23 protein-coding genes are annotated in these 25,533 nt (G+C 35.1%); 2 read left to right on the top strand and 21 right to left on the bottom strand.

The window, feature by feature from the left end:
* Position 1: 1 nt before the first annotated feature.
* The 3 genes from G8Y85_RS00605 to G8Y85_RS00615 all read right to left on the bottom strand — a co-directional run bounded on the left by G8Y85_RS00605 (position 2) and on the right by G8Y85_RS00615 (position 4,087).
* Positions 2-568 carry an anthranilate synthase component II gene (locus G8Y85_RS00605; protein WP_103345674.1) on the bottom strand — a complete coding sequence of 189 codons (567 nt, stop codon included), beginning with the start codon at positions 566-568 and terminating at the stop codon, positions 2-4.
* Complete coding sequence (locus G8Y85_RS00610) at positions 565-1,968, bottom strand: anthranilate synthase component I (RefSeq protein ID WP_103345675.1); 1,404 nt, start codon at positions 1,966-1,968, stop codon at positions 565-567. The genes G8Y85_RS00605 and G8Y85_RS00610 overlap by 4 nt, the downstream gene beginning before the upstream one ends.
* A 481-nt stretch (positions 1,969-2,449) precedes the next feature.
* Positions 2,450-4,087 (bottom strand): alpha-keto acid decarboxylase family protein, encoded by a 1,638-nt coding sequence (locus G8Y85_RS00615; RefSeq protein ID WP_103345676.1) that lies wholly within the window; start codon positions 4,085-4,087, stop codon positions 2,450-2,452.
* Between the two features lie 751 nt (positions 4,088-4,838).
* On the opposite strand from G8Y85_RS00615, the gene G8Y85_RS00620 reads away from it, so the two are divergent.
* Entirely contained in the window at positions 4,839-5,966 is a 1,128-nt protein-coding gene (locus tag G8Y85_RS00620; RefSeq protein ID WP_107371358.1) for a PucR family transcriptional regulator, read from the top strand.
* A gap of 138 nt (positions 5,967-6,104) precedes the next feature.
* Positions 6,105-6,512 (top strand): hypothetical protein, encoded by a 408-nt coding sequence (locus G8Y85_RS00625; protein ID WP_225906106.1) that lies wholly within the window; start codon positions 6,105-6,107, stop codon positions 6,510-6,512.
* A 32-nt stretch (positions 6,513-6,544) separates the two neighbouring features.
* On the opposite strand, the gene G8Y85_RS00630 is transcribed toward G8Y85_RS00625, so the two are convergent.
* The 18 genes from G8Y85_RS00630 to G8Y85_RS00715 all read right to left on the bottom strand — a co-directional run bounded on the left by G8Y85_RS00630 (position 6,545) and on the right by G8Y85_RS00715 (position 25,490).
* Entirely contained in the window at positions 6,545-6,928 is a 384-nt protein-coding gene (locus G8Y85_RS00630; protein WP_037567245.1) for an NUDIX hydrolase, read from the bottom strand.
* 66 nt (positions 6,929-6,994) lie between these two features.
* A complete protein-coding gene (locus G8Y85_RS00635; RefSeq protein WP_165805273.1) occupies positions 6,995-8,143 on the bottom strand; it encodes an FAD/NAD(P)-binding protein in 1,149 nt (382 codons plus the stop codon).
* A 122-nt stretch (positions 8,144-8,265) separates the two neighbouring features.
* Positions 8,266-9,120: an NAD-dependent epimerase/dehydratase family protein gene (locus tag G8Y85_RS00640; RefSeq protein WP_165805274.1), complete on the bottom strand. Its 855-nt coding sequence runs from the start codon at positions 9,118-9,120 to the stop codon at positions 8,266-8,268.
* Positions 9,120-9,683 carry a sugar transferase gene (locus tag G8Y85_RS00645; RefSeq protein ID WP_107371355.1) on the bottom strand — a complete coding sequence of 188 codons (564 nt, stop codon included), beginning with the start codon at positions 9,681-9,683 and terminating at the stop codon, positions 9,120-9,122. The genes G8Y85_RS00640 and G8Y85_RS00645 overlap by 1 nt, the downstream gene beginning before the upstream one ends.
* 14 nt (positions 9,684-9,697) lie before the next feature.
* Entirely contained in the window at positions 9,698-10,903 is a 1,206-nt protein-coding gene (locus tag G8Y85_RS00650) for a glycosyltransferase family 4 protein (RefSeq protein ID WP_107401213.1), read from the bottom strand.
* 9 nt (positions 10,904-10,912) lie between these two features.
* Entirely contained in the window at positions 10,913-12,115 is a 1,203-nt protein-coding gene (locus tag G8Y85_RS00655) for a polysaccharide biosynthesis protein (protein ID WP_107401212.1), read from the bottom strand.
* Complete coding sequence (locus tag G8Y85_RS00660; RefSeq protein ID WP_107390073.1) at positions 12,090-13,277, bottom strand: O-antigen ligase family protein; 1,188 nt, start codon at positions 13,275-13,277, stop codon at positions 12,090-12,092. Before G8Y85_RS00660 ends, G8Y85_RS00655 begins: the two co-directional genes overlap by 26 nt.
* A 21-nt stretch (positions 13,278-13,298) precedes the next feature.
* Positions 13,299-14,408, bottom strand: coding sequence for a glycosyltransferase (locus tag G8Y85_RS00665; RefSeq protein ID WP_107401211.1), 1,110 nt, complete (start codon positions 14,406-14,408; stop codon positions 13,299-13,301).
* A gap of 17 nt (positions 14,409-14,425) precedes the next feature.
* Entirely contained in the window at positions 14,426-15,037 is a 612-nt protein-coding gene (locus G8Y85_RS00670; protein ID WP_234022038.1) for a CatB-related O-acetyltransferase, read from the bottom strand.
* Positions 15,034-16,161, bottom strand: a complete 1,128-nt coding sequence (gene wecB / locus G8Y85_RS00675) for a non-hydrolyzing UDP-N-acetylglucosamine 2-epimerase (protein ID WP_103345138.1) — start codon at positions 16,159-16,161, stop codon at positions 15,034-15,036. The genes G8Y85_RS00670 and wecB overlap by 4 nt, the downstream gene beginning before the upstream one ends.
* Before the next feature lie 2 nt (positions 16,162-16,163).
* Positions 16,164-17,273, bottom strand: coding sequence for a polysaccharide biosynthesis C-terminal domain-containing protein (locus G8Y85_RS00680; RefSeq protein WP_107401209.1), 1,110 nt, complete (start codon positions 17,271-17,273; stop codon positions 16,164-16,166).
* A gap of 3 nt (positions 17,274-17,276) precedes the next feature.
* Complete coding sequence (locus tag G8Y85_RS00685; RefSeq protein ID WP_103345140.1) at positions 17,277-18,311, bottom strand: nucleoside-diphosphate sugar epimerase/dehydratase; 1,035 nt, start codon at positions 18,309-18,311, stop codon at positions 17,277-17,279.
* A 10-nt stretch (positions 18,312-18,321) separates the two neighbouring features.
* Complete coding sequence (locus G8Y85_RS00690; RefSeq protein ID WP_165805275.1) at positions 18,322-20,130, bottom strand: polysaccharide biosynthesis protein; 1,809 nt, start codon at positions 20,128-20,130, stop codon at positions 18,322-18,324.
* 28 nt (positions 20,131-20,158) lie between these two features.
* On the bottom strand, positions 20,159-20,929 hold the full coding sequence (locus G8Y85_RS00695; RefSeq protein ID WP_060551790.1) for a tyrosine-protein phosphatase: 771 nt from the start codon (positions 20,927-20,929) through the stop codon (positions 20,159-20,161).
* Entirely contained in the window at positions 20,926-21,633 is a 708-nt protein-coding gene (locus G8Y85_RS00700) for a polysaccharide biosynthesis tyrosine autokinase (protein WP_165805276.1), read from the bottom strand. The genes G8Y85_RS00695 and G8Y85_RS00700 overlap by 4 nt, the downstream gene beginning before the upstream one ends.
* A gap of 16 nt (positions 21,634-21,649) precedes the next feature.
* The gene (locus G8Y85_RS00705; protein ID WP_060551792.1) at positions 21,650-22,312 is read right to left on the bottom strand and encodes a Wzz/FepE/Etk N-terminal domain-containing protein; all 663 of its coding nucleotides are present in this window, start codon (positions 22,310-22,312) and stop codon (positions 21,650-21,652) included.
* A gap of 460 nt (positions 22,313-22,772) precedes the next feature.
* Positions 22,773-24,230 (bottom strand): DUF6056 family protein, encoded by a 1,458-nt coding sequence (locus tag G8Y85_RS00710; protein ID WP_165805277.1) that lies wholly within the window; start codon positions 24,228-24,230, stop codon positions 22,773-22,775.
* 378 nt (positions 24,231-24,608) lie between these two features.
* Entirely contained in the window at positions 24,609-25,490 is an 882-nt protein-coding gene (locus G8Y85_RS00715) for an SDR family oxidoreductase (RefSeq protein WP_103345145.1), read from the bottom strand.
* Positions 25,491-25,533: the final 43 nt, after the last annotated feature.

The raw sequence follows: 25,533 nt of genomic DNA on the forward strand, positions 1-25,533 counted from the left end.
ATTAGTGCCCTTCCTTTCTCGCCATAGCGATAAAATTAGCGATGATGTGCGCAACATCTGGACTCGCAAACGACTCCGGATGATACTGGACCCCTACATGTAATCGATATTGATGTTGAAATGATTGAATCGCGTCTATCGTTCGTCCAGTAATTTGCAACGCTTTTGGTAACGTACTTTCATCACAAATAAGTGAATGGTACCTCATAATATCTGAATATTCTGATATATTTTTATATAAAGGTGATGGTGTTTGGAATTGTAATTGATCCATTTTTCCATGCATCACCTTTTCGCCCACTCGCACAGTGCCACCATAATAACAATATAGTGCCTGTGCACCTAAACAAATGCCTAAAATTGGTAAATGTTTAAAGTGTTCAATAATTTCTGCTAAATGTGTCGTATCGTTTGGGTGACCTGGTCCAGGAGAAATCACTACGACATCTGGTTGATAATGATACAATGTTGGATCATCAGAATAGACGACGTTTACTTCATCATAAGGATGTAATAAATCAACTAAGTTATATGTGAATGAATCATAATTATCGATAACGAGAATCATAACGTTACCTCCAATAGGCTTTTAGCTTTAAGACGCGTCTCTTCTAGTTCTTTTTCAGGTACAGAATCATATACTACACCACAACCCGCTTCAACATTGACATGCGTCTCATCTATAACCATTGTACGTATCGTTAATGCTAAATCTAACGCATGATCACAATTAATATAACCAATCCCTCCACTATAGACCCCTCGTTTAAAGGGATAATATTCATACAGGCGCTGAATGGCTCTAATTTTAGGTGCACCTGATACTGTTCCAGTTGGCAGTAATGAGGTGATAACGTCCATAGGAGTCGCATCTTGATTTAATGTACCAATCACTTCACTCACGATATGCATCACATGCTCGTATCGTTCAATCGTCATCAGTTTTGGGATACGCAATGAGCCAGGCTGGGCAATTCTTAAAATATCATTCCGACCTAAATCAACTAACATGCGATGTTCACTTAATTCTTTTTCATCCTGTAAAAGCTTCGTAGCATTTTCGGCATCTTCCATATCGTTAGCACCTCGTTGAATCGTGCCTGCTATCGGATTCGTCATCACTTCTTGATGCTTCACTTTTACGAAACTCTCAGGTGAGCTACCAACAAAAATATCAGCTCCCATATTGTAATAAAACATATATGGACTTGGATTATTACGTTTCAGTTGTTGATAGAGTTGATAGGACAACGCATTTTTATATGCACCAAAGTGGTGTTTATAACGATAAATACGTGACGGAACGACTTGAAACATATCACCTTGTTGAATTAAATTCTTGAACATTGCAACACGTTCAATAAACAATGTATTCGAAATGTTCGTTTCTATCTCTTTATAACGATTTGGCAGTGGATACTGACGTTCAAAGAGTTCAATATGATCAAACACTTGCATCATCTCATCTAGTCGCTTTGACAATGTGGCATCTGATACCTTCGAGAAAAAGTTTGTCGCAATAACATAAATTTGTTCTTTATAATGGTCAAATACATACACAGATTCAACCATATGAAACAACGCATCATTCGTCTCTCCTGTGATTTTTTGTTGTTTTAATATTGGAAATGCATGACGTACAAGATCAAAACTACAATATCCCATAAAGCCTGATACAAACGGCAGCGTCTTTAATGACGCCTCCTCTATAGTTGCTTTAAAGTCATTAATATATGCCTTCAATGCCTCGTATGGATGTGTTGTAATTTGTTGGTAATGGTCTGGCGTCTGAATATGTAACACTTCATCTTTTAATGCACAGTGTCCATAAGTGTCAAAAACAACAATGGAAAAACGTCCTTTCGTCTGGTCCGTCGTCGCACTTTCTAGAATGATCTTTTTATCTTGGTGTCTTGCAAGAGTTTCTGGATTCACCGGCGCATTAAGCACACGATATTTTATAATCATTGAATCATCCCTCCTTTTAAAATAAAAAACCACGCATGATTGTCCATATAAAGGACGCTTCACGCGCGGTACCACCTTAATTAGCAGTAAAAACTGCTCACTCTCATTATGCAATTGGTTGCTTACAGAAAAACCCAATTCACTTCATAAAGGTATGAACTCACATCAACCGTTCATTTTCTGACACTACCAGTTATAAAGTTACTTCATTTTTCCTCACAAAATATAAAACACCACATTAACGCTTCAAAAAGGACGCGTTAACGTGGTGCCACCTTTATTAACATGTTTAAAACATGTTCACTTTTCACATTATTTAACTCTCAACCTTAAGATTGCCCAATTTCGCGATTGCGTTGTGCTAACTTCCATCACCCGTTAGCTTTCTGAACACTACAACATCAAACGTTACTTATCAATCCATTTAAGTTATTTGATAATTCATACTATACAGACATAGTTTTGACGTGTCAACACCCAATTATTTATTTTGAGTTGCGAATGCTTTCGCAATATTCGTCAATTTCTCTGGAGCATCATGTTTATCCATAAACACTTCAATCACATGCATAGATTGTGGTTGATCATTCACTTTATCCATAACTTCTTTTAATGCTTTAGACGTTGAAACTTGATACGTAGGCGTCTCTTTATGACCAAATACAGTTGGCAATAAATGATAGTCCCATTTTGAAATATCGTTGTACGGTTCATTTTCACCATGAATTTTACGTTCCACAGTATAACCATCATTATTGATAATAAAAATGATTGGGTGAATATTTTGACGCAACATTGTGGCCATATCTTGAACCGTTAATTGAAGTGAACCATCACCAATTAATAAAATATTGCGTCGATGACGGTCTGCAAGTTGCGTACCTAATGTTGCTGGGAATGTATAACCAATAGACCCCCATAAAGGTTGCCCAATAAACGTTACACCTTGTGGTAAGACTAAATCGTATGCTCCAAAAAATGACGTTCCTTGCTCAGCGATTAACACATCGTTTGGCTTAATAAATTGTTGCATTAACTCGAAATAGTGCTGTTGTGTAAGTGGTGCATCGTCAACGACAACTTCTGAATTAGAAGGGTGTTCACATTGTGGATATTCTCCATCAAAATGAGTATTCAGTTTTGACATTTGGCTCACAATTTCAGGTAATGCCATCGTTTCAACCGTTACTTCATCTACTTGAATATTTTTATGGTTTAACGTCACAATCTGTTCATCTGCAAATTGATAAGAAAAACCAGCCGTTGCCGAATCCGTTAATTTTGCACCTAAAGTAATCACTAAATCACTGTTATCGACATAATCTTTTATCGCTGGATGAGCAATGCTACCGTCATAAATTCCCATATAATTTGGGTGCGTTTCATCAAATGCTGATTTACCTAAAGATAATTGCGCAACGGGTAATCCGAGCTGATCCACTAGCACTTTAACTTCATTTTGTAAATGAAAACTATTTATTTCGTGACCAACAATGAGTGTCGGTTGCTTCGCCTGCTGTAATTTTTGTTCAAGCACAGTTAACCATTCAGTGGCAGTTGTTTCTTCTTTTGAATGTTGCTCTGTATCAGGCACGTCAATTTCAACCATCGCCGTATCAATAGGAAGATGGATATGAACTGGACGCTTTTCATCCAATGCTGCTTGAATGACGCGAGGAATTTCAGTTAGCGCATTCTCAGGTGTTATATAGGATTGAGCAACCGTAATATGTTGATACATTTTTTGATACACATCAAAAACACCTTCACCTAAAGAATGATGAACGTATTTACCCGCTTTTTCAACGACTGTTGTAGGTCCTCCAGTAATCGCAATCACTGGCACACGTTCTGCATAAGAACCAGCAATGCCATTCACAGCACTTAACTCTCCAACACCAAATGTAGTTACCATTGCACTTAATCCTTTAAGGCGCGCATAGCCATCTGCCGCATACGCCGCGTTTAATTCATTCGTATTGCCCACCCATTCTAATTTTGGATGGGCTACGATATCATCTAAAAATGCTAAGTTAAAATCTCCTGGTACACCAAAAATTGTATCCACGCCATGGCGTTCTATTTCATCAAATATAAATTGACTGATTTTCTTTTTCATGTGCTTCACCTTTTTCTCATTATTTGCTCCTAGTATAAATGAGTATACAAAAATAGTCAATTATATTGACCTTTAATAGATTTATGTTACATATCGTATAACTAATGCGACAACATACGTCACCTTTAGAACTTTATGTGATAGATATCAAAAAATCTTCACAACTCAATTGAATTTTGAAGATCTCGTCTTTTGTTCGTTTAGTAATTCAATCTCATTTTAACGATAACTTTACGAACGTATAAAGTGCGTTCCATACAAAATATTTAAGGGAGAATGTGAGGGAGAAAAATATAGAATGTTAGATATAATTGATATAATTGATTTGAATGAATTGGTTTGGAAATATAGAATTTGTAAACACATATTCACCTCACTTTTTAAGTAATCCACGCGAAATTAAGATGACATTATATGAAGAGGAAATTGTACACGAATACATTACATTTTGATTACACTTTGTACAGTATAATTGTATTAAAATTACAGTGAGTTTAAAAAAGTTTAATCCACTCTAAATTATGTTTAATCAGTATGATTTTGGATATTATTGGTATTGATATTCTAGAAAATGATTACCGTTTATTGTGAAATTGCACAATAGATTTGGGCAAATCATTCAAAGTTTTAAGTTTAAAATGTTAATATATTTCTATGCATAACATTACCAACGGTGCTTTTATGTGTGAAAATCCAATATATTTAGCATACACATGTGATACTACGACTAGATGGGGGATGGACGTTCAAAATGAGGAAAGAATATTGGGCACAAAAGACGATTAAGAAAACAGCATCTATCATTAAAAAAGATATCCTAATCACTAACCAAAGTGGTCAGGTTATTGCCGCTTCAACACCAAATTATTTAGGACAATCACATAAGGCTGCGCTCCATTCCGTTAATCGAAATGTTCCCATTGAGATTGAAGACGAGGATATGAAATTTTGGAATGTGGACAGTCCTTGTATCGTTACTCCTTTTGAACATGATAATACTGCTCATGGTACAGTAATCATCCTCGGACAACCTGATGAAATTAGAGACTATTCACGTTTATTAAAGTTAAATGCAGAATTCGTCATTAATCAAGAAAAAGAACGTGCTGAATCCTATAGCAACCAATTATCACGTACTCAAATGTTGTCTTATATATTATTCAATCAAGAGCGTCAAATTCAAAACTACAATCGCAAAGGCATTATTGACCAACTTGGATTAAATGAACAAACCGCTGTTGCGTTAATTCATATAGAAACAACGAGTAAATCTAAAATACGTAGTTTACGAGACGCTTTAGATAAATGGAAATTACCTACTGATGATGTCATTGAAACATCACCTCAAGATTATATTTACCTTTTTAAATCTAATAAACATCGAGGTACATCACTTAAAGCATTAAAGGACTTCATTTCAAATCAACAAGATGATATTTTGAAAAAAACGGTGATCACAATAGGCACATTCAATATGGGTGTTCAAGGACTCGTTCAGTCTTATAATGAAGCGATGTCTCTTCAAAAACTGATACGTACGTTACGCCATACGGATGGTGTACACACATATAAAGAGTATGAGTTAGAAACCATTTGCAATAACATCAGTTATTTCACACCAAGTAATGAAACGTCGCTGGTGACAAATTATAAGAAGTTATTAGATTTTGGTGAAGACAAATATTTAAATGAAACGGTTGAAGCCTATTTCCGCAATCATGGTAAGTTAGTTAAAACCGCGAATGACTTATTTATACATCGTAATACGTTAAATTATCGTATTAAAAAAATTCATGATATTACAGGATGGGACCCAAACACGATTGATGGCATCGTCCTTTTAAGAATTGCTCAAATGCTATATAAAAAATCTAAATAAGTTCTACTCGGTAAATAGTAATGGGGAAATTTTGGCATACATGTTTCCTTATTACTATTTTTTATTGAATAGTCCTTTGTAGTTTTAATTTTAAATTTGTAGTATCTTTAGGTAAACAGTGATGAGGAGCGACCACATATGATGAGAAAAATTAAAGAAAGCATCTTTAAAGTGATGGACAAACTTGGATCACGTGTGATGAATATCATATTTATATGTGGATTCATATTGATAATCTTGTTTGTAGGATTAGGTACTTTTATACCGGAATTGAATCGCCATACGTATGAAGGAAAAGTGGTTCAAAAATATGCAGAAAATCATAGTGTGACCACAGGTAAAACATACTATATAGAGGTAAAACAAGGGGATCAAATCATTAAAATTGAAAATGGTGATATATTATTACGTCAAAAATTTGATAGTCGTGATATTCAAAACCAAATTAAAGAAGGTCAACAAATCAAAGTGGATACGATAGGTTTTTACTTACCTAAGTGGGGATTTTATCCTAATTTAACTCATGTAGAACAAATCAAAAAATAATAGACACGCCCTAGGCTACATTGGGCGTGTCTTTATATTTCATACTGTTCAATCCATTTTAACACTGCTGGCGCGATGCGTGTATGATCATTCATATCCACCCAATCGATGTGCGTAATTTCAGACGCAATTTGAATTTCTGCCCAATCAATTGGAAATATTGTTCGGAAGCCATGTAATTCCGTGGTTTCATTCGGTTGTGGATAAGCAGGCCCCGTAACAGACCCAATATACTCAATATCGTTTTCAGTTAACTCTAATTGCAATTCTTCTTTCACTTCTCTTATAAGTGCCGCTTCTAAAGTTTCTCCAGGATCAATCTTCCCTCCTGGAAAATACATTTTATCACGATGACGCACTTCGACAAGTCTCAATGCATCACCTTGTCGATCCACTAAACACACACAACGTATCATTATGCAAACCCCCTTTGTACTGATTTATGATTAAAGTTTATCTAAAATACTTTGTGCTTTCAAAGGTTAGCTTGCGATATGATTCAGTTGTTGAAACGCTTCACCAATACGTAATGCAGCCTGGCGTCCTCCCATAATATTACGTGCAAATGGACCCAGTTCTAAATCTGCCATCATTCCAGCAACGTACAATTGTGGCAACCATTCCAATTGAAAATTCGTTTTTGGAAAGCCTTCTATACATTCTGCTTCATGCATATGACAAAGTTGTTTCATTAAAGGTTGTTCCATCACATCATATTTAAAGCCTGTCGCAAGTAAAATATGATCATATTTAATTCTTTCAGACTCTGTTACAATATGATGTTCATCACAGCGTTGTATTGGGTTTTGATGTATGATCAGACGGCCTTCTTGTTGAAAGTGTTTTAACGCCATAATCATATCTCTTGGCATCGACCCTTTATGTCGTTCATATTTATTTATTTTAATACGTTCAGATAAATCAGTTTCTTGTTGGAATCCACGCATTTTCTTAGGCCCCAACCAAGCGGGATCTGCATCAAAATCGAACATTTCAAAGTCTTTTTTCATCCATAAATGTATCACTTGGTTTGGATTATCTTGAATAAGTTTTAATGTTAAATGGCCCGCGGAGATACCACTTCCTACAACATGTGACGCATGATAATAAGGCGCTGTTTCTCTATCATGAATATGTGTAACGTGAGGCTTATTTTTAAATATGTCTGGTACAAAAGGATGATGATGCGTGCCCATCGCTAAAATCACGTGGTCTCCAGTGACCCATTCACCTTTTTGTAAGCGCACATGCCATATACCATTCTCTCGTTTTATATCTATAGCAGTATCTTGAATATGACACGCTTCTAGATTGTAATGTGTTATCCAATGTTGAGTATGATCGAAAAACATATCTAAGCGCGGCCTTTGATGACGCCCTTTAAAAGGTTGGGCATAGTCTTCATCTCGCGCAAAGCGTTTTAGATCAAATGGCGCTGGATGACAATGGTGCACAATGGGTGAACGCAAATATTCCATACCGATGCGCTTCGTTTGCACTTCAAATTGCGCCATCAGTGCACGATGTGGATCGATAATATTTAAATTTTCATTAGATAAACCTAATGTTTTTAAATGAATTGCAATTGTTGTGGCTTGAACACCGCCACCTATGATTATCCATTTGGACATCAAAACACCTCGTTTTAAATCGTAATCATTACGCTTTATAAATGATAATGGATTTCAATTAGAATTGCAACTCATAAAAAAAGCACTAGAAAGCGTGACCGATTTCTAGTACTCTTCATTATTTATTGATTTAATGTTGCTTGCATAACACTGTAAAAATCATCTTGTTCATATGTTATTGCATGATTTTCTAATGTTTCATCATATTTTAAATTACCATAAAGCTTTCTCGCAAGACTAATGTAATTGAGTAATTTTAAACAATGATGCGGAAAAGGTATCGTTACAGTTGGCTTGCCTAAATGATGTCGAATCGTTTGAATTACACGCGTCGTATTTAAATCAAAATCATCTTGAGGATGATAAATACCTCCCGTACCTTTATCTATGAGCACTGATATAAAGCGTGCAAGATGATCAATATAAATCGCACTTCTTTTATTTTGGATATCAGGGATGATTGGTAAATATTTTGCCACTTTTTCAAGTTTACTGAAATTACCTGGAGCTTTATAACCATATATCATTGGTGGTCTGATATGTGCCACATTAAACTGTGGCGTAGCCATTTCGTTTAAAGCACGCTCTGCATACATTTTTGAGATGCCATAAGCCGTATGTGGTTGGATCGGTGTTTCAGGTGTAATAAAGACATCTTCACCTACCCTACCTGTAAGACCGTATACATTGGCCGTACTTAAGAAAATAAATTGTTTTACACCTGCATTTTTTGCTTTTTCAGCAACCTCTTTTGTCAACGTATAATTCACTTTCATGTAATCTTCCATATTGGCATGAGGTTGATTATTGTGCACAAGTGCTGCGGCATGAATGACCACATCAATATGCGACCAATCCTCATTTTTCCATTCATATGTTTTAACATCAACACGACTTACACGATGACATTGCTTTAAATTATTTTCTAAATGATTGCCTACATACCCATTTTGACCAGTAATTAATATGGTTTTCATTAGTGGCTCACACCTTCTGATTTAATTGTACTTTTAATTGTTTTATAGATAATATAAATATCTAGCAACGTCGATTGATTTTCCAAATACCAACGGTCATAAGCAACTTTTTGGTCATCCGTAATATCATCTCGTCCCATTACTTGAGCTAAACCTGTTAAACCAGGTTTAATTGTGTGTACGTTAGCATTTGTTCGCTTTTCGATAAGTTCATACTGGTTGTATAATGCTGGTCGTGGACCTACAACAGACATATCCCCTTTTAAAATATTAAATAATTGGGGGAGTTCATCTATAGATGTTTTACGAATCACTTTACCTGTTTTTGTGATAAATAAAGAAGCATCAATTTTATCTGTCGCAACATTCGGGGTATCGATTTTCATTGATCTAAATTTATAGATGTTGAAAATCTTATTCTCTAACCCTGGGCGACGTTGTTTAAAAATTACAGGCCCGGGAGACTCTAACTTTATCAATGCTGCTGTTCCCAATAAAATGGGTCCAGATACAATAATGCCCCCTAGAGCACTTGCAATATCAAAGGCACGTTTAAAATCCATCCTCACTCCGCTCCTTACTTTAATAATTCATAATATTTGTTGGTATTCTTTTGCCTTGTATACTCATTTTCAAACAATTGATAGGCATGTACGCCTTTTGTTTTCAATGCATCTCGGCTATGGGTATGAATAAATTGTGTTATTGCAGATGCATCACCATTCGCAACTTGTATACCTGCATCATAGGCTTCAACATGACGCACAATATCAGATTGTTTATCCATAATTAAAATGAGTGGTTTTTTTGCTGCGAGATAGCCATAGTTTTTACTCGGAACACCTAATCCAACACCCTCAGGAATAAGAGAGGCAAAGCAAGCATCTGCAATTTTCAGCACATCCGCATAATCAGACCCAGTTAAAAAATCATAGACACGTACATGTTTTAACTGATATTTTTGTACCGCATCTTTCACTAAATGTTGTTTTTTTCCATGACCACAAAAAATAGTTAAAGTAGTGTCATCATCCTTATTTTCTTTTATAAATGCAATAAGTGTTTCCATATCTTGCAATTGTCCCATATTACCGCTATACAATAATATTTTTTCATATTGGGTACGCAACATTTTAAATTCGCTGTTTCTTACAATATCGTCAGATAGATTTTGAGTATCATACCAATTGGGAATCACATGAATATGATCCTCACGTGTTGCAATGTTATTTTGTAATAGATAATGTTTCATTTCATTACCTAGTACAATAATATTTCGGGCATTGTGATAAACATGCTTGTTAATATATTTCATAAGACGATCAATCATACTACCAGGCCGTGTTGCACCTGTTTTTAACGCATTATCAGGTGCAATATCATAAACTACAAATGAGTAAGGTTTCTTAAAACATCGATACAATACATCTGGAATCAATGGTAAAATGGGCGGATTGGAATACACTAATATTTCATCATACTTCATCATTTTAGGCATTTTTGTCACAAAACTTAAAAACAATGAAAAGAAATTAACAATACGCCCGATTTTAGATTTACTATTGAGTTGAGTATATTTGAGTCGTTCAATATTGATGCCATAGTATGTCTCTCGTTTTTTTATACGCTTTTTCTTACTATATTCATAAGGCCAACCACATATCACATCAACATCAATACCCTTTTTCATTAAGTCCTCTGCCATTTGAGTGGGTAAAGTCGCTGAGGACACATACTCAGGATAGAAATATTGACATAAAATCAAAATTTTCTTTTTAGCCATGATTATCACCTACCCTCTAACCATTTGTTTTTTTACATCATTAATACCTAAAAGATTTAAAATGACTAACTTGATAAAATTAGCAATAAGTGTAATCCAGAAAAATGCAACTAGACCATAAAAATGTGTGAGTACGATTGCTAACACAATATATAAAATTGTATGCACTGTAATAAAATGTGCTTGCCGTGTAATAGAACTATGTTTCGTATTCAATGTTTGAATCATCGTACTAACAACATTAAGCAACACACCTATATTACCTATGATAATGAACTCAGTGAGCTGGTGTGGATTCAAATGATACAATAGCTTCACAATTATAAGCGTGGCTGGATAACTTACTATAGTGACAAAAATAATTGCGAGAATACCATATGTATTGACTAATGTATATTGTCGTAGTTTGTTCACATTAGCATTAACAGATACATAAGATAATAGGACGTTATTGACAGGATATAAAAATGTTGCCAACATTTTTCCCACAAATGTAGCTAAAAATGCAAATGTAACTGCTGTCCCATTTATAAGTGGCAACAAGATTAAACGATCTAAATATAAATTAGAATTATTTAATGCATTTGTTCCCAATAACATTAAATAATCATTAACAATATGTGGTTCGTCTGATTTCGTTTTCACAACAAATATATGTTTTAATTTCCAAAATGTATATGCTAATGCAAAGAGCTCACTTACTAAAAAGATAATAAGCCAACTTTGAATTACTTTAAAACAAGCTAATCCAACAAGTATACCAACAAACTGAAATACTGAAACAATAAGGATCTTGTTATATTGTAACTTCATTCTAAAAAACACACTTAAATAGATGCGTAAGCACATGAATAAATTAAGGATGACTAATGCCAAAATTCCTATCCATGACACATTAAACATCATATGAAAAACAAGATATATTCCTATACTTTCTATAACAATCGATATTAGAAACAGCCGTATAAATAAGGAATAGTAATGATTTGAATCATAATACTCTATATTCACTAGACGTATATTATTTAAAGTATTCGCCATTACTACACTAGTAATTGTTAAAATCGTATAACTTGTTAAAATATGACCGAACTCGGCATTGCCCACCGTTCGTTGTATTAATGGATAAGCCACCAGTTGGAGTCCAAAAGCCATTAATAATGAGCTTACAATCGTTTTTAAAGTATCAATGATAAACATTTTTTTGGCCATGACGACGACGTCCTTTTGTTAGTAAATAAAATAATACAAACCAAAATTCACTCACAACTAAATAATTCGAACTAAACATCAGTAACGTTAACGGATAAATTGCTATAAAAACAACTAATAAATCTATTGAACTCGCATCATAATTCTTGATGAATTTTGAAATTAAAAGTGCACCAAATAAGATGACTAAGAGCAATCCAAATACACCAAATGTTAATAAAATTTCTAAAATGAAATTATGCGGTATATTATGAATAAGATGATAATAGTTAAAAGGTCCATAACCAAACAACGGTTGTTGCCCAATAAAATATGTACTCATTTGATAAATCGGTCCACGACCAGATGTTCCATTATCTATATCAATACCACCACTCGTAATGTAAGAAAATGTACGACTTTCACCCGCACTTTCTATGATGAAATTGACTAGTAATGCAAAACATGCTAATCCAATCACATAAATTATTAATTTTACAAAAGCATTAACGCCCTTGCGGAAAGTTAACATTAATAGAAAAATAAGCACGTATAGGATAAGTAGTACAGCGCCACCACGACCACCTGGTATAAAAACAGATGGTACAGTAATGAGAATCATTAAATAATAAAACCAACGATGTTTGACTACTTTTTCTATTAACATATAAATACCTATTCCTACTGTAAAAGCAGCAAGATAAGATACATTTTGATAGTTCATTAAACCAAAATTAATTTTTGGTGGAAGCAAGTTCAAGAAATAAGGCACTAAAATAATGACCATAAAGGTAAATGAAAATAATACAAATATCAGTTTAAAGAACTTTATAACGTGCTGCTTATCAAACTCTTTTATATAAATTCCACAAATAGATGCCGACACACACCATAAAGAGAAGAATAAAATAGTATTTTGAGCGAGCTTTTCATGACTAAATGGTGAAAAGAAGTAACTCGCGTAAACTAAAATGAGAACGGCGATTAACATTAATAATCCCAATGGTATCCGTTTAGTTTTAAAAGTATGCACGAGTACATATAAGCCCGTAATCAAGGCGACTAATATTTGTGATGGGTAATAAAGTGTTTCTATAGGTATTTGAAAAAATTGTTTCATTAACCCTGAAAGTACAATAAATATATTCATACTCAGAATTGATGTAATAACAACATACTTCATAAGTGGACACTCTCTTCCTAGTTACGAATTAGATACATATAATGTCTTTAGCTTTTCACTTTCTTTTTGCCAATTTAATTGATGTGCTGCATGTATTGCATTGTTTCTAAGGGTTTGATAAAGTGAATGATCTGATTTTAACTCTCTAACTGCTTGTGCAATATTTTCAGGTGTCACTGCTTCGATGACGATGCCAAAGTTATATTTATCATTTAAATAAACATGCTCTTTCACAGGTGATAATATAACTGGCAGTCCCGCGTGAATACATTCAAATATTTTGTTAGAGACTGTATATTCAAAGTTGATAGACACTGGTTTTGTTAAAATAACTCCTATATGACTTTCAGTTAATTTAGGTATCAGTTCGCTCACTTCGACTGCTGGATCGAAAACGCAATTAGTAATAAGTTCTTTTTCTTTAATTTCTTTTAAATGATTTTCTAAAGGGCCAAAGCCTCGAATTACAAATCGCGTATCTTTCTCAATTTTCGCAGCATGAATAAATTCATCGTATCCACGATCAGCTACAATTTGTCCTTGATAAACCACTTCAAATGTCTCATGCTTATTTTGGTCTAAAGACACATCTGTTAAAATCGGCGCATTTGTTACCACTTGTGGTGTTATCGGATAATTTTTATCTTCATAATATCCTTTAGCAGCATGACTCACCGTTATGAAACCATCAATATGTCGAATCATCAGTTTTTCAATTTGCTGAACAATAGATGAGATGAGTGTAAAACGATTGACATTGGCATTCTTTGCGTAAATTTCATGCGCATCATAAATTACTTTTGCTTTACGGTACCCTGATAAGAAAACCATAAATAAAACATCAAAATCATTCGCATGGATAATATCAGGTTGATACTTCCTGATTTCCTTTGATACGTTAAAGGCAAATTTAATTCGATTCATGATTTTTGTAATTAATCTAGAATCGTCAATATTCTCACCAAGTAATTTCAAATGATAATCCACTTTTTCAAGTCGATTCGTAGTAGCTCTTTCGTTATTCTTCCCCAATATAAGATACGTATTAGTAACAGATTTAATGGTTTCAACTTGTTTTAGCACCCTGGGGTCTTGAACAACATTACTCGATACGATATTTAAAATCTTCATATATACCACCTACACATTTAATCAATGGAGAAGTGTTCTGCGTTTAATTCAGTGTGTGACTTTAACCACCATTGACTCTCTTGTAATTTTTTTATAGTTTCATCATCAAAACGCTTTTTCACAAATTGTGCAGGTACTCCACCAACAATTGTATATGGCTCAACGTCTTTAGTAACCACAGCGCCAGTTGCCACAACAGCGCCATCCCCAATGGTTACGCCATCTTTTACTACAACATTCGCTCCAATCCATACATCGTTTTTAATTATCGTTCGCTGTGGCTGATCATCAAACTTAAGATATGCTGATGTTAAACCAAATGGATTATTGTTGGAATAAAAGACTGGTGAACTGCTAAACAAATGTGTTGGATGTTTTCCTAGACCCATTTTGACATTAGAAGAGATTGAGCAATAATGCCCAATTTCTACATTATTAAAATCACTTTCGAAACCGACATAACTATACTTTCCAAAATGACAGTTCCTAATTTTACACAGACGGTCGATGTAATTATGACCCTCAAACGTACTGTTATGAACATAAGCCAACCGATTGATTTTTATATTTTTTTCTTTAGACGATTGATTTTTAAAGAGCTTCAAAACTTTTGAAATCATAGACATTATAGTTTTCTCCATGTATTACGATTGATAATATCTTTATAACTTTGAATGATTTTCACAACTTTTATCGAAACATTTGTATCTTTATAATCAATCGCATCAATCATCGGCTCATTATTGTTTTGCATGGCACGTGCCATTTCTACAGATTGCACTAAGTTTTCATATGTGATTCCGCCAATGATGACGGTACCTTTATCTAAAACTTCAGGGCGTTCTGTGGAAGTTCGTATTAATACACCTGGAAACTTTAACATCGAGGACTCTTCTGAAAGTGTGCCACTGTCTGAAAGCACGACAAATGCATTTTTTTGTAATGCATTATAATCAAAAAATCCAAAAGGTTTCAGTTGTTTTACTAATGGATGGAATTTAAAATTACGTTCCTCAATTTTTTTCCAACTCCGTGGGTGTGTTGAATAAATAATTGGCATTTGATATTTTTCTGCAATGTCATTAATCGCATTCATTAATGACATAAAATTATCCTCATGATCAATGTTTTCTTCACGATGCGCAGAGACTAAAATATATTCTTGCGGCTTTAAATTGAGCGTGTTTAACACATCACTATGATTAATTTTGTCTGCGTGTGCTTCTAGCACTTCTTTCATAGGCGATCCTGTCACGAAAATATTTTCTTTTTTAAACCCTTCATCAAGTAGATAACGTCGACTATGTTCCGTATATGGTAAGTTGACGTCACTCACGTGGTCTACGATTTTACGATTAATCTCTTCAGGGACATTTTGATCGAAACAACGGTTCCCCGCTTCCATATGAAAAACTGGTATTTTAAGCCGTTTTGCAGCGACTGCCGATAAACAACTATTCGTATCGCCTAAAATGAGCAATGCGTCAGGTTGTTCTTGCGAAAGGACTTCGTAAGATTTTGCAATGATATTTCCCATTGTATCTCCTAAATGCGTCCCTACAGCTTCTAAATAATAATCAGGTGCGCGAAGTTCTAAATCATCAAAAAACACTTGGTTTAACGTATAATCGTAATTTTGACCTGTATGCACGAGTACTTGATTAAAATAGCGGTCGCACGCTTTAATCGTTGATGATAAACGGATGATTTCAGGTCGTGTACCAACAATTGTCATGAGCTTGAGTTTCGTCATAGTTAGACCTCCAAGAAATAGGTATCAGGATGGTCAGGATCAAACATTTCATTGACCCACATAATTGTCACCATATCTGACTCACCTAAATTTTCTATATTATGTGTATAGCCTACTGGTATATCGACAACTTCTAATTTTTGATCTGATACAAAATATTCTATGATGTCCGATTCACCAGGTTTCCGGAATCGTATTACCCCTTCACCACTAACAACTAAAAATTTTTCATTTTTTGTATGGTGCCAATGATTCCCTTTTACAATACCCGGTTTAGAAATATTAACCGATACTTGTCCGCGGTCTGGTGATTTTATAAATTCAGTAAATGACCCACGCGTATCTTTATGCATAACTAAATCGTAGCTAAATGCATCCTTAGGTAAATAGCTTAAATACGTACTATAGAGCGCTTTTTCAAAAGGATCGTCTAGTTTAGGAAGTTGTCGATTGGTACGCGTTGCTTTGAATTTTTGAATTAAATCCGCAATAACCCCTAATGAAACTTCGTATATTTGTGGGACGATAGGACGATGATTTTCAATTGTAGGATGCCCTTCAATTGCGCGTTTCAATTCTTCAACAACATCATCAATATAATTAAGGCGTAACATCACGTTAGGATCATTAACTTGAATCGGTTCATCATGTGCAATGTTATGGCAAAAAGTTGCGACCACAGAATTGTAGTTCGGTCTACACCACTTCCCAAATAAGTTCGGGAAGCGATAAATGACAACCTCATTGCCATTTTCTTGACTGAAAGCTTCAAGTACGTTTTCTCCTTCACGCTTACTATTGCCATAAGGGTTGTCGCGCTCTGCTTGTATTGATGATGATAAAATGATTCGTGGATGTTTCGGATTCGATTTAACGATTCGTAGCATGTCATCAAGTAATGACACGTTGCCTTTTTTGAATTCTTCCTCATGTTTTGGACGATTAACACCGGCTAAATGGACGATGACGTCTGCAATCTTATAAGCATGCTCTCGGTCATAATCAGATGTATCTCGTGTTACAGTGAGGAGTTCATGGTCCGTCGTTGCTTTCATATCGTAATATAAGTTTTGACCTACAAAGCCGTTAGCACCTGTAATTACAACTTTCATTTTCTATTCCCCTTTGCGCGCTTTTTGAACTGCTGCGACTTCATTTCTGACATACTCCAACGTAAGTAACTTCTCTTTAATTTCTTCAATAGACAGTTGGTGCGTATTGTCTGAATTGTATTCGTACGCATCTGTTATTTTATGACTACCTTTTTCATAATATTTATCATAATTTAAGTCACGCGCATCTGCCGGTACTCTAAAATAATCTCCCATATCCTCTGATTGCGCATATTCTTCACGTGTGAGCAGCGTTTCAGCTTTCTTTTCCCCATGTCGTGTACCAATAATTTTAATGTCATTATCCGCATTGAAAAGTTCAAGTAACGCTTGTGCTAAGTCTCCTACTGTTGACGCTGGCGCTTTCTGAACCATAATATCGCCGGTATGGGCGTGTTTAAATGCATGGATAACAAGTTCCACCGCTTCTTCTAAACTCATTAAAAATCGTGTCATGTCAGGATCTGTAATTGTTAAAGGTTCACCGTTTTTAATTTTGTCGATAAATAACGGAATAACAGAACCGCGTGACGCCATCACATTGCCATATCGCGTCCCGCATATTAACGTTTCATCCGCATCAACATTTCGTGATTTAGCGACAAATACTTTTTCCATCATTGCTTTAGAAATGCCCATTGCATTGATTGGGTATGCCGCTTTATCTGTAGAAAGACAAATGACCTTTTTTACATTTTCACGAATAGCAGCTTGAATAACGTTCTCTGTTCCTAAAATGTTCGTTTTCACCGCTTCGATTGGGAAAAACTCACACGATGGCACTTGTTTTAACGCAGCCGCATGAAAGACAAAATCAACACCACGTGTCGCTGTTTCAACACTCAAGCTGTCACGTACATCACCTAAATAAAATTTAAGTTTCGGGTTATTGTATTGTTTTCTTAAATCGTCTTGCTTTTTTTCATCGCGTGAAAAAACACGAATTTCTTTTATATCTGTTTCTAAAAAACGATCCACTACAGCTTGGCCGAATGACCCTGTGCCCCCTGTAATGAGTATTGTTTTATCTTTAAACATCGACATCACCCTATTTATCATGATTATTTGCAATATCTAAAATACGCTGTTTCGTAAAATGTTGTGTTAACTCATCTAAAATTGCGTTGATTTCTGACTTACTCACTTCTTTTACTTTTCCGCGATAAATTTTGTCATAAACTTGTTCTGGGTGTATTTCATCATCACTTAAAAGTTCTTCGTACAATTTTTCTCCAGGTCGTACGCCTGTAAACTCAATGCCTATATCTTCAATGCTATAGCCACTTAACCGAATTAAATTTTTAGCAAGATCTACAATTTTAACAGGCTCTCCCATGTCTAATACAAACACTTCGCCACCTTGAGCAAGTGTGCCAGCCTGTAAAACAAGTCTCGACGCTTCGGGTATCGTCATGAAATACCGCGTCATATCAGGATGTGTTACCGTTACAGGACCTCCTGCTTCAATTTGCTTTTTAAATAATGGAATTACGGAACCTCTTGAACCTAAAACATTGCCAAATCTTACTGCGACAAGATCGGTTTTCCCTGAATGGTCATTGAGACTTTGAACAATCATTTCAGCCACACGCTTACTTGCCCCCATGACATTAGGTGGGTTCACCGTTTTATCCGTTGAAATCATTACGAATTTTCGTACTTCATATTGTTTTGCGATTTCGGCAACATTTTTAGTCCCTATCACATTATTTTTTACAGCTTCATGCGGATTCGCTTCCATCAAAGGCACATGCTTATGTGCTGCCGCATGATAGATTACATAAGGTTGATGTGCTTTAACAATCATCTCGATGCGGTCGCGATCTTGTACATCTGCAATCACTGGAATGATGTCTATACGCTCTTTATATAATCCTTGGAGTTCTTGATGAATCAAATAAATGCTGTTTTCACCATGACCGACTAAGACAATGCGCTCAGGTTCAAACTTACACACTTGTCGACATATTTCTGATCCGATAGAACCCCCAGCCCCAGTCACTAAAACGGTACGTCCAGTGAGTTCTTTTGAAATCGCTGCCATATCTAATTCCACTGGATCACGTCCAAGTAAGTCTTCAACTTCAACTTTTTTCAGTTGTTGGACTTCAAGTTCACCCGTCATCACACTTTCAATATCTGGCATGATTAATACTTCCACACCTGGATGTTCTGCTATTTTAGTAATTTCTTGAAGCCGTTTATGCGGTAATGTCGGAATGGCTATAATCACTTTCTTAATTCGGAATCGTTTAATCAATTCGGGGATATCTTGAGTTGTCCCTTGCACTTTAACCCCTTGCGCAATATGCATGTTTTGCTTTCGAGGATTATCGTCTACAGCAAGTACAGGTTCCATCCCCATGTAAGGACTGCGATACATTTGATTAATAAGCATCGAACCGCCTTCACCTGCACCCACTATCATTGTGGGTTTCTTCTTTACATTGTCCGACATAAATACACGACGATAGACGCGCCAAGATAACCTTGACCCACCAATTAAAATCAGATGCATCATCCATGTGATGAAATAAAGTCTAAAAAACGGTGGCTTGAAGGTTATCAATGGGACGAGTAATGCCGTGACCAATATTGATGCTGTGACTGCTCTTACGATTAGTAACAATTCGTTCACACTAGCATATTCCCATGCGCGATGGTACAAATCAAATAGCCATGCAAACAAATGGTGAGAACACAGTAATAGTAAAGATGATAATAATAGTACTCTTACAGAATATCCTGCAAAAAACGGTTCTAATATGTAGTAACCTATAAAAATAGATCCAGTTACAATGATGGAATCTAATAATATTAATAATAAAAATCTTAAGCGAGCGGGTACTTTAGACACTCGACATTCCCCCTATAACTACTTACCCTTAAAACAACCCAAACCATTTTTTCTTTTTAAAGTTCATTTCGGGCTGAAGTTTTTCTATCTCTTCTCCATTAAGGATGTATCTTGCGTTATGTTGTAACTGTTCAATTCGATCTAAAGTTGTCTGATTTAATTTAGCATCTTGTAATGTTCGGTAATTAAAGGGTCGACGCTCTACATGATGCGCATCAGAGGCAATCAAATGTGCCAGATGATTATCGATAATTGTGATCGCTGCTTTTTGAATATTTTTGCCATGTTTACCAGTCAAAGCGCCCACAGTCACTTGACTTAATGCGCCTGCTTCAACAAGATTATATAATAATGACAAATCTTCAATGATGATTTTATTGCGTTCAGGATGTGCAATGATTGGTACATAACCTAATATTTTTAATTCATAAAATAATTCTTGCGTATAATTTGGTATTTGATTTGAAGGAAATTCAATGAGGAGATATTTCGTATGATTGAGCCCTTGAATTAAACCTTCGTCAAGTGCTTTTAAAAACTGGTCACTGATTCTTACTTCTTGACCAGGATAAATACTAACGTTGATACCTTCTTTGATCAGTCGTTCATTTAATGCTTTCACTTGCGGTTCAATTTCTATAAATGTGTTATCAAACATAGGATGTAGGTGATGTGGTGTAGCAATAATATCCGTGATGCCGTCTTGCTCGGCTTGACGCAACAGTTGAAGTTGATCTTCAACTGTTTTAGGTCCGTCGTCAATGCCATATAAGACGTGCGCATGAATGTCCACAGTCATCGTTCTTCTGCTCCATAATACGCATAATATTCATCACTTTTACCTTTTAGCTTATTCAGCACCACACCGAGGAGATTCGCGCCTGTTTTTTCCAATAATTCTTTAGCGCGTTGAATTTCTTTGCGGTTATTATTGTTAACGTCAATGACTAATACAACTTGCTTCGATACTTTTGCGACAAGTTGTGAGTCCGTTACGGAATTCACTGGTGGCGTATCGATGACGATAAAATCATAAACTTCTTGCGCAGATTCAAAAACATTTTTAAACGCTTTTGAGTTTAACATTTCGGATGGATTTGGTGGCACAGGACCAGATGTAAGTACATCTAAATTTTCTATATGTGTTTGTTTAATTGCGATATCCCCTGAAGATTGACCTGAAAGTAAGCTTGATAAACCTTCTTTGTTACTCAGTTCAAAGATAAAATGTTGTGTCGGTTTTCGCATATCCGCATCAATTATAAGCGTTCGGTAATTCGATTGCGCATACGTAATTGCTAAATTCGCGCTTAATGTTGACTTACCAGAAGAAGGACGCGCAGAGGTAATGACAACACTTGTTAAATCATCATTCACGTTTGAAAAACTGATATTTGTTCGAATACCTCTAAATTGTTCACTTATTGGAGATTTCGGCGTATGATCTACAATGAGTTTCTTTTTATTACTCACCGTTTTTTTTGGCTTTTTTGATTTAAACATCGATGTTTCATCCTTTCTAGAATCGTTTAATTGAACCTAAAACTGGTAATTTCAGATGATCTTCAATATCTTGTTCATCTTTAATACGTGTATCTGTCAGTTCTTTAATAAAAATAAACAGTAATGCTAAAATTAATCCTAAAAATAAAGCCACGACTAAATTAAGCATTGTCTTAGGAGAAACTTGTTGAGCTGTATTATCTGCATGAGATAAAATTGTCACGTTATCCACATTCATAATGTCTGGCATTTCATCACGATATACTTTCGCAATCGCATTTGCGATTTTTTCAGACTCGCCTTTTTTTACATCTACCACATGTACTTTAATGACTTGTGATTCAGCTGAACTTTCGACATTAACTTTTCCAGCAAGTTCGGATGATTTATATCGATGGTCTAATTTCTTTGCTGTCTTGTCTAAAATTCTAGGACTCGTCACAATCTCTGCATATGTATTCACTTGTTGTAATGTACCTTGAACGTTTTGTTGAAGCATATTATCGTTCGTTTGTTTTGGATTGACTAAAATTTGTGTTGTTGCTTGATACTTAGGCGTCATGATAAAGAAAGTCACAATTGCGCTAATGATTAAAAACAACAATGGCAATCCAATAAGTAACCACAAATTTTTCTTTAAAATATGTAATAATCTGCTTAAATCTAACGTACTGTCCATGTTGACCTCCAAGATTAAAAAATTAAATAGTGTTATTACATCAAAAGCATTCAAACACATATTTAGATTCAACTCTAAAAATAAAAACACTATTTTCAAAATAAGCAAATAATTTTATTTCTCTTTTAAAACCCACAACTTACAACCTTATCTTATTAATGTATTAAAATTGACTTAAAAGCACATTAATTTCAAAAGGTTGTTTTAAGAGAAATTATACATCAAGTTTCCTAATAATAATAGTAAAAATAAATATTTAAATGCATAAATCTCAAAATCTGAAACCAATAAATAAATGTTGCAAACAATAAGTGGAGTGACTACATTGTCACCCCACCCTCGTTATGAAAGCACTTTCAAAATAAGTTACCTTCATAATTTGTTATGCATTTGCATGGATAAGGCGTTATATTTATCTTAACCTCAGTTTGATATAACACTTCCCCCTTCTGTTCAAACATCATTCGAAGTGTAATTTAACTTTTTTAGGTACATTCCAATATATTTTAAAAATTTCAGTCTTTTTTGCGTCATACGGTGTAGAGTGTTGCATATAGGATTCGAATGGTAAACGTGCGACAGTATAAGATGTTAGAGATGGGTTCTGTTTAATCGCTGCTTCCAAAGATTGAATGCGTTGATATTGTGCAATTGAAATCATACTAAAAATCACAATAAAACTTGTTGCCATAACAGTTGTCACACATAATACCAATCGATGTGGCTTCAAATTGACCTTTGTTAATAATCCCATCGTAATAATGACATAAATGACATAGATCGCAAAAAAGTTTCTCGGCCCTATGGGTTGCACAACAAGTAATGGCGCCACCATTATCGGTATGACTCCCATTAATACGAGACTATAGCGTTTCATTCGTCCAGGTGGTAACACTTTTTTCATTGTTATAAAGAGGCTGATTAAAAAAATCATCCCAACAATGCCATTCATGAGTGCAACACTGACATCCGAATGCTTGTCATGGAAATTAAAAGGTATCCGAACTAACAACGTATAAAGTGGTGCGGACATTAAACCGATAGTATAACCCCATTGTTGAAGCGGCGTGCATGTGCTATGACGTATAAAAAGCACCAAAAATAGAGCAATAATCGTTAAAATTAAAATAGGTTCATAAATCAAGTGCTCAGGAAATTGTGTAAAAAGTGTCCCGATGACTTTGGCAATTATGCCATGTTGATCATCTGAAACTTTTTGATAATGTGAGTGTCCAGCTAAAATATTCATGTAATTTGGATTTAAAAACATGATGATCGCCCCACAAAAACTCATAAAAAATAAAGCAATCGTCGTCAAAGATATCGTTTTATATTTAAACCATAGCATGATGATAAGTAAGGCAATGATAACGACATTAAAAATGGTCATATTTTCCATAAACCATTGACCTATAAGTGCCAAAAGTAAAGCAACATATCGTTCAAGCCGTGTCAATGACCATCCTTCATAGAGTTTTAAATAACATCGTAATAGAAAGAGTGTACATAACGTTGCGGGAACATAATTATAAAATCCTGCAAACCAACCATAGATTTGACTATACATTGTGGTTGGAATCAACAACATAAACATAAAAATGACAAGATAAGAGAAATTCCTTTCACTGCATTGAGATTTCATATCTGTCTGAAATTGAAAGATTAATGCAATCACGCTCAAAGCACACACACTATAACTGATGAATCTCAATATAGGGATGCGTACTGCAATGATTTCAAAGGTGTTGCCGAGGTAACGGCCATTTAGAGACTGGAATCCTTCTCTTAACATGTCGATACCATATGCACTTCCCCACTGTAAATCGTCATGTATGAGTGGCGTTAAGATGCTCATGATTAAATAAAACGTAAAAATGATTAATAGCAACCACTGATGGCGAAAAATCGTTGTCATCATTCAACCCATTTCCTTTACTCAATAATTTGAAAATATTATATTAAAACTTTTTATGAATTTCTAACTTAAACATATGTATCAACAAAAATTAAATATATACTCAATCTCCCCTTCATATTTTTAATATATCATCAAAACAATTTTTTAAAGTAAACATGAGTTGGATAGCAATCCTAGTCATTGTTTTCATTCCACATACAAAAACCCCTTATAAAGTATTCATTTTTTACGTGATTACTTTATAAGGGGTAACAGCTTATGTTATGTTGACTTTTCTAAACAGGATGGTTAGTCCCAACCTTAATAACTTGTAGGGATAGACTATCATTTATCTCGTTTTATAACGCTAAATCACTTTTAGCCATTCACCGACTCAACCTAGTTGATTGGAGAACCTCCTGTAATACCGTACACTTGACCCGTGATGAAACTTGCATTTTCGGAAGCGAGTAGGACATAAACGTCCGCAAGTTCTACAGGTTGGCCAGCGCGTTGAAGTGGCTCTTTCTTACCGAAGTTAGGAATATTTTCTTGTGGTTGTCCACCACAAATTTGAAGCGGTGTCCATACTGGACCAGGTGCGACAGAATTGACACGAATACCTTTAGGTCCAAGTTGTGCTGCAAGGCCTTTGGTTAATGAAATGTTACATGATTTCGTCATCGCATAATCAAGTAAATGTGCGCTTGGCTTAACCCCTTGAATAGACGATGTAATAATAATACTTGATCCAGGTTCCATATAGTTTAATGCCTCTTGAATAGAATAGACATTTGAAAACACATTCACTTCAAAAGTATCAGTAAGTTGTTCTGATGATAACTTTTGAATATCATATTCATATTGTTGCATACCTGCATTGAGTACTAATATGTCTAAGCCACCTAACTGATGATGTGCATCTTTGACCATTTGTTTCGCATATGCTGCATCGCGTAAATCTCCAGGAAGTAATACCGCTTTACGCCCTGCTTTTTCAATGACTTGTTTAACATCTTCTGCATCAGCTTGTTCATCAGGATGGTACGCAATCGCAACATCCGCGCCTTCTTTTGCATACGCAATTGCGGCAGCTCTACCGATACCTGAATCACCACCTGTCACAAGTGCTTTTTTGTCTGTCAATTTGTTAGAACCTTGATATGTCTCTTCGCCACAATCAGGAACAGGCGTCATTTCACTTTGTATACCGGGATAGGATTGTGGTTGCTCTTCATATTTGTCACTGTAGAATTGATTTAATGGATTTTGTTTTGCCATGTCATACCCTCATTTCTTTTTAATTGCTAATCTTAGTATTCCC

This window comes from Staphylococcus sp. 11007852 (assembly GCF_011394325.1).
In the GTDB taxonomy this organism is placed as follows: Bacteria; Bacillota; Bacilli; order Staphylococcales; family Staphylococcaceae; genus Staphylococcus; species Staphylococcus agnetis.

What these genes read in the sequence shown, in the direction of transcription:
- G8Y85_RS00650 (WP_107401213.1), bottom strand. Translation starts at nt 10,903, where the DNA reads ATGGCTAAAAAGAAAATTTTGATTTTATGTCAATATTTCTATCCTGAG.
- G8Y85_RS00645 (WP_107371355.1), bottom strand. Translation starts at nt 9,683, where the DNA reads ATGGATTTTAAACGTGCCTTTGATATTGCAAGTGCTCTAGGGGGCATT.
- G8Y85_RS00710 (WP_165805277.1), bottom strand. Translation starts at nt 24,230, where the DNA reads ATGATGACAACGATTTTTCGCCATCAGTGGTTGCTATTAATCATTTTT.
- G8Y85_RS00715 (WP_103345145.1), bottom strand. Translation starts at nt 25,490, where the DNA reads ATGGCAAAACAAAATCCATTAAATCAATTCTACAGTGACAAATATGAA.
- G8Y85_RS00635 (WP_165805273.1), bottom strand. Translation starts at nt 8,143, where the DNA reads ATGTCCAAATGGATAATCATAGGTGGCGGTGTTCAAGCCACAACAATT.
- G8Y85_RS00705 (WP_060551792.1), bottom strand. Translation starts at nt 22,312, where the DNA reads ATGGACAGTACGTTAGATTTAAGCAGATTATTACATATTTTAAAGAAA.
- G8Y85_RS00630 (WP_037567245.1), bottom strand. Translation starts at nt 6,928, where the DNA reads ATGATACGTTGTGTGTGTTTAGTGGATCGACAAGGTGATGCATTGAGA.
- G8Y85_RS00605 (WP_103345674.1), bottom strand. Translation starts at nt 568, where the DNA reads ATGATTCTCGTTATCGATAATTATGATTCATTCACATATAACTTAGTT.
- G8Y85_RS00625 (WP_225906106.1), top strand. Translation starts at nt 6,105, where the DNA reads ATGATGAGAAAAATTAAAGAAAGCATCTTTAAAGTGATGGACAAACTT.
- G8Y85_RS00655 (WP_107401212.1), bottom strand. Translation starts at nt 12,115, where the DNA reads ATGGCCAAAAAAATGTTTATCATTGATACTTTAAAAACGATTGTAAGC.
- G8Y85_RS00640 (WP_165805274.1), bottom strand. Translation starts at nt 9,120, where the DNA reads ATGAAAACCATATTAATTACTGGTCAAAATGGGTATGTAGGCAATCAT.
- G8Y85_RS00620 (WP_107371358.1), top strand. Translation starts at nt 4,839, where the DNA reads ATGAGGAAAGAATATTGGGCACAAAAGACGATTAAGAAAACAGCATCT.
- G8Y85_RS00660 (WP_107390073.1), bottom strand. Translation starts at nt 13,277, where the DNA reads ATGAAGTATGTTGTTATTACATCAATTCTGAGTATGAATATATTTATT.
- G8Y85_RS00665 (WP_107401211.1), bottom strand. Translation starts at nt 14,408, where the DNA reads ATGAAGATTTTAAATATCGTATCGAGTAATGTTGTTCAAGACCCCAGG.
- wecB (WP_103345138.1), bottom strand. Translation starts at nt 16,161, where the DNA reads ATGACGAAACTCAAGCTCATGACAATTGTTGGTACACGACCTGAAATC.
- G8Y85_RS00695 (WP_060551790.1), bottom strand. Translation starts at nt 20,929, where the DNA reads ATGACTGTGGACATTCATGCGCACGTCTTATATGGCATTGACGACGGA.
- G8Y85_RS00615 (WP_103345676.1), bottom strand. Translation starts at nt 4,087, where the DNA reads ATGAAAAAGAAAATCAGTCAATTTATATTTGATGAAATAGAACGCCAT.
- G8Y85_RS00700 (WP_165805276.1), bottom strand. Translation starts at nt 21,633, where the DNA reads ATGTTTAAATCAAAAAAGCCAAAAAAAACGGTGAGTAATAAAAAGAAA.
- G8Y85_RS00685 (WP_103345140.1), bottom strand. Translation starts at nt 18,311, where the DNA reads ATGTTTAAAGATAAAACAATACTCATTACAGGGGGCACAGGGTCATTC.
- G8Y85_RS00610 (WP_103345675.1), bottom strand. Translation starts at nt 1,968, where the DNA reads ATGATTATAAAATATCGTGTGCTTAATGCGCCGGTGAATCCAGAAACT.
- G8Y85_RS00680 (WP_107401209.1), bottom strand. Translation starts at nt 17,273, where the DNA reads ATGAAAGTTGTAATTACAGGTGCTAACGGCTTTGTAGGTCAAAACTTA.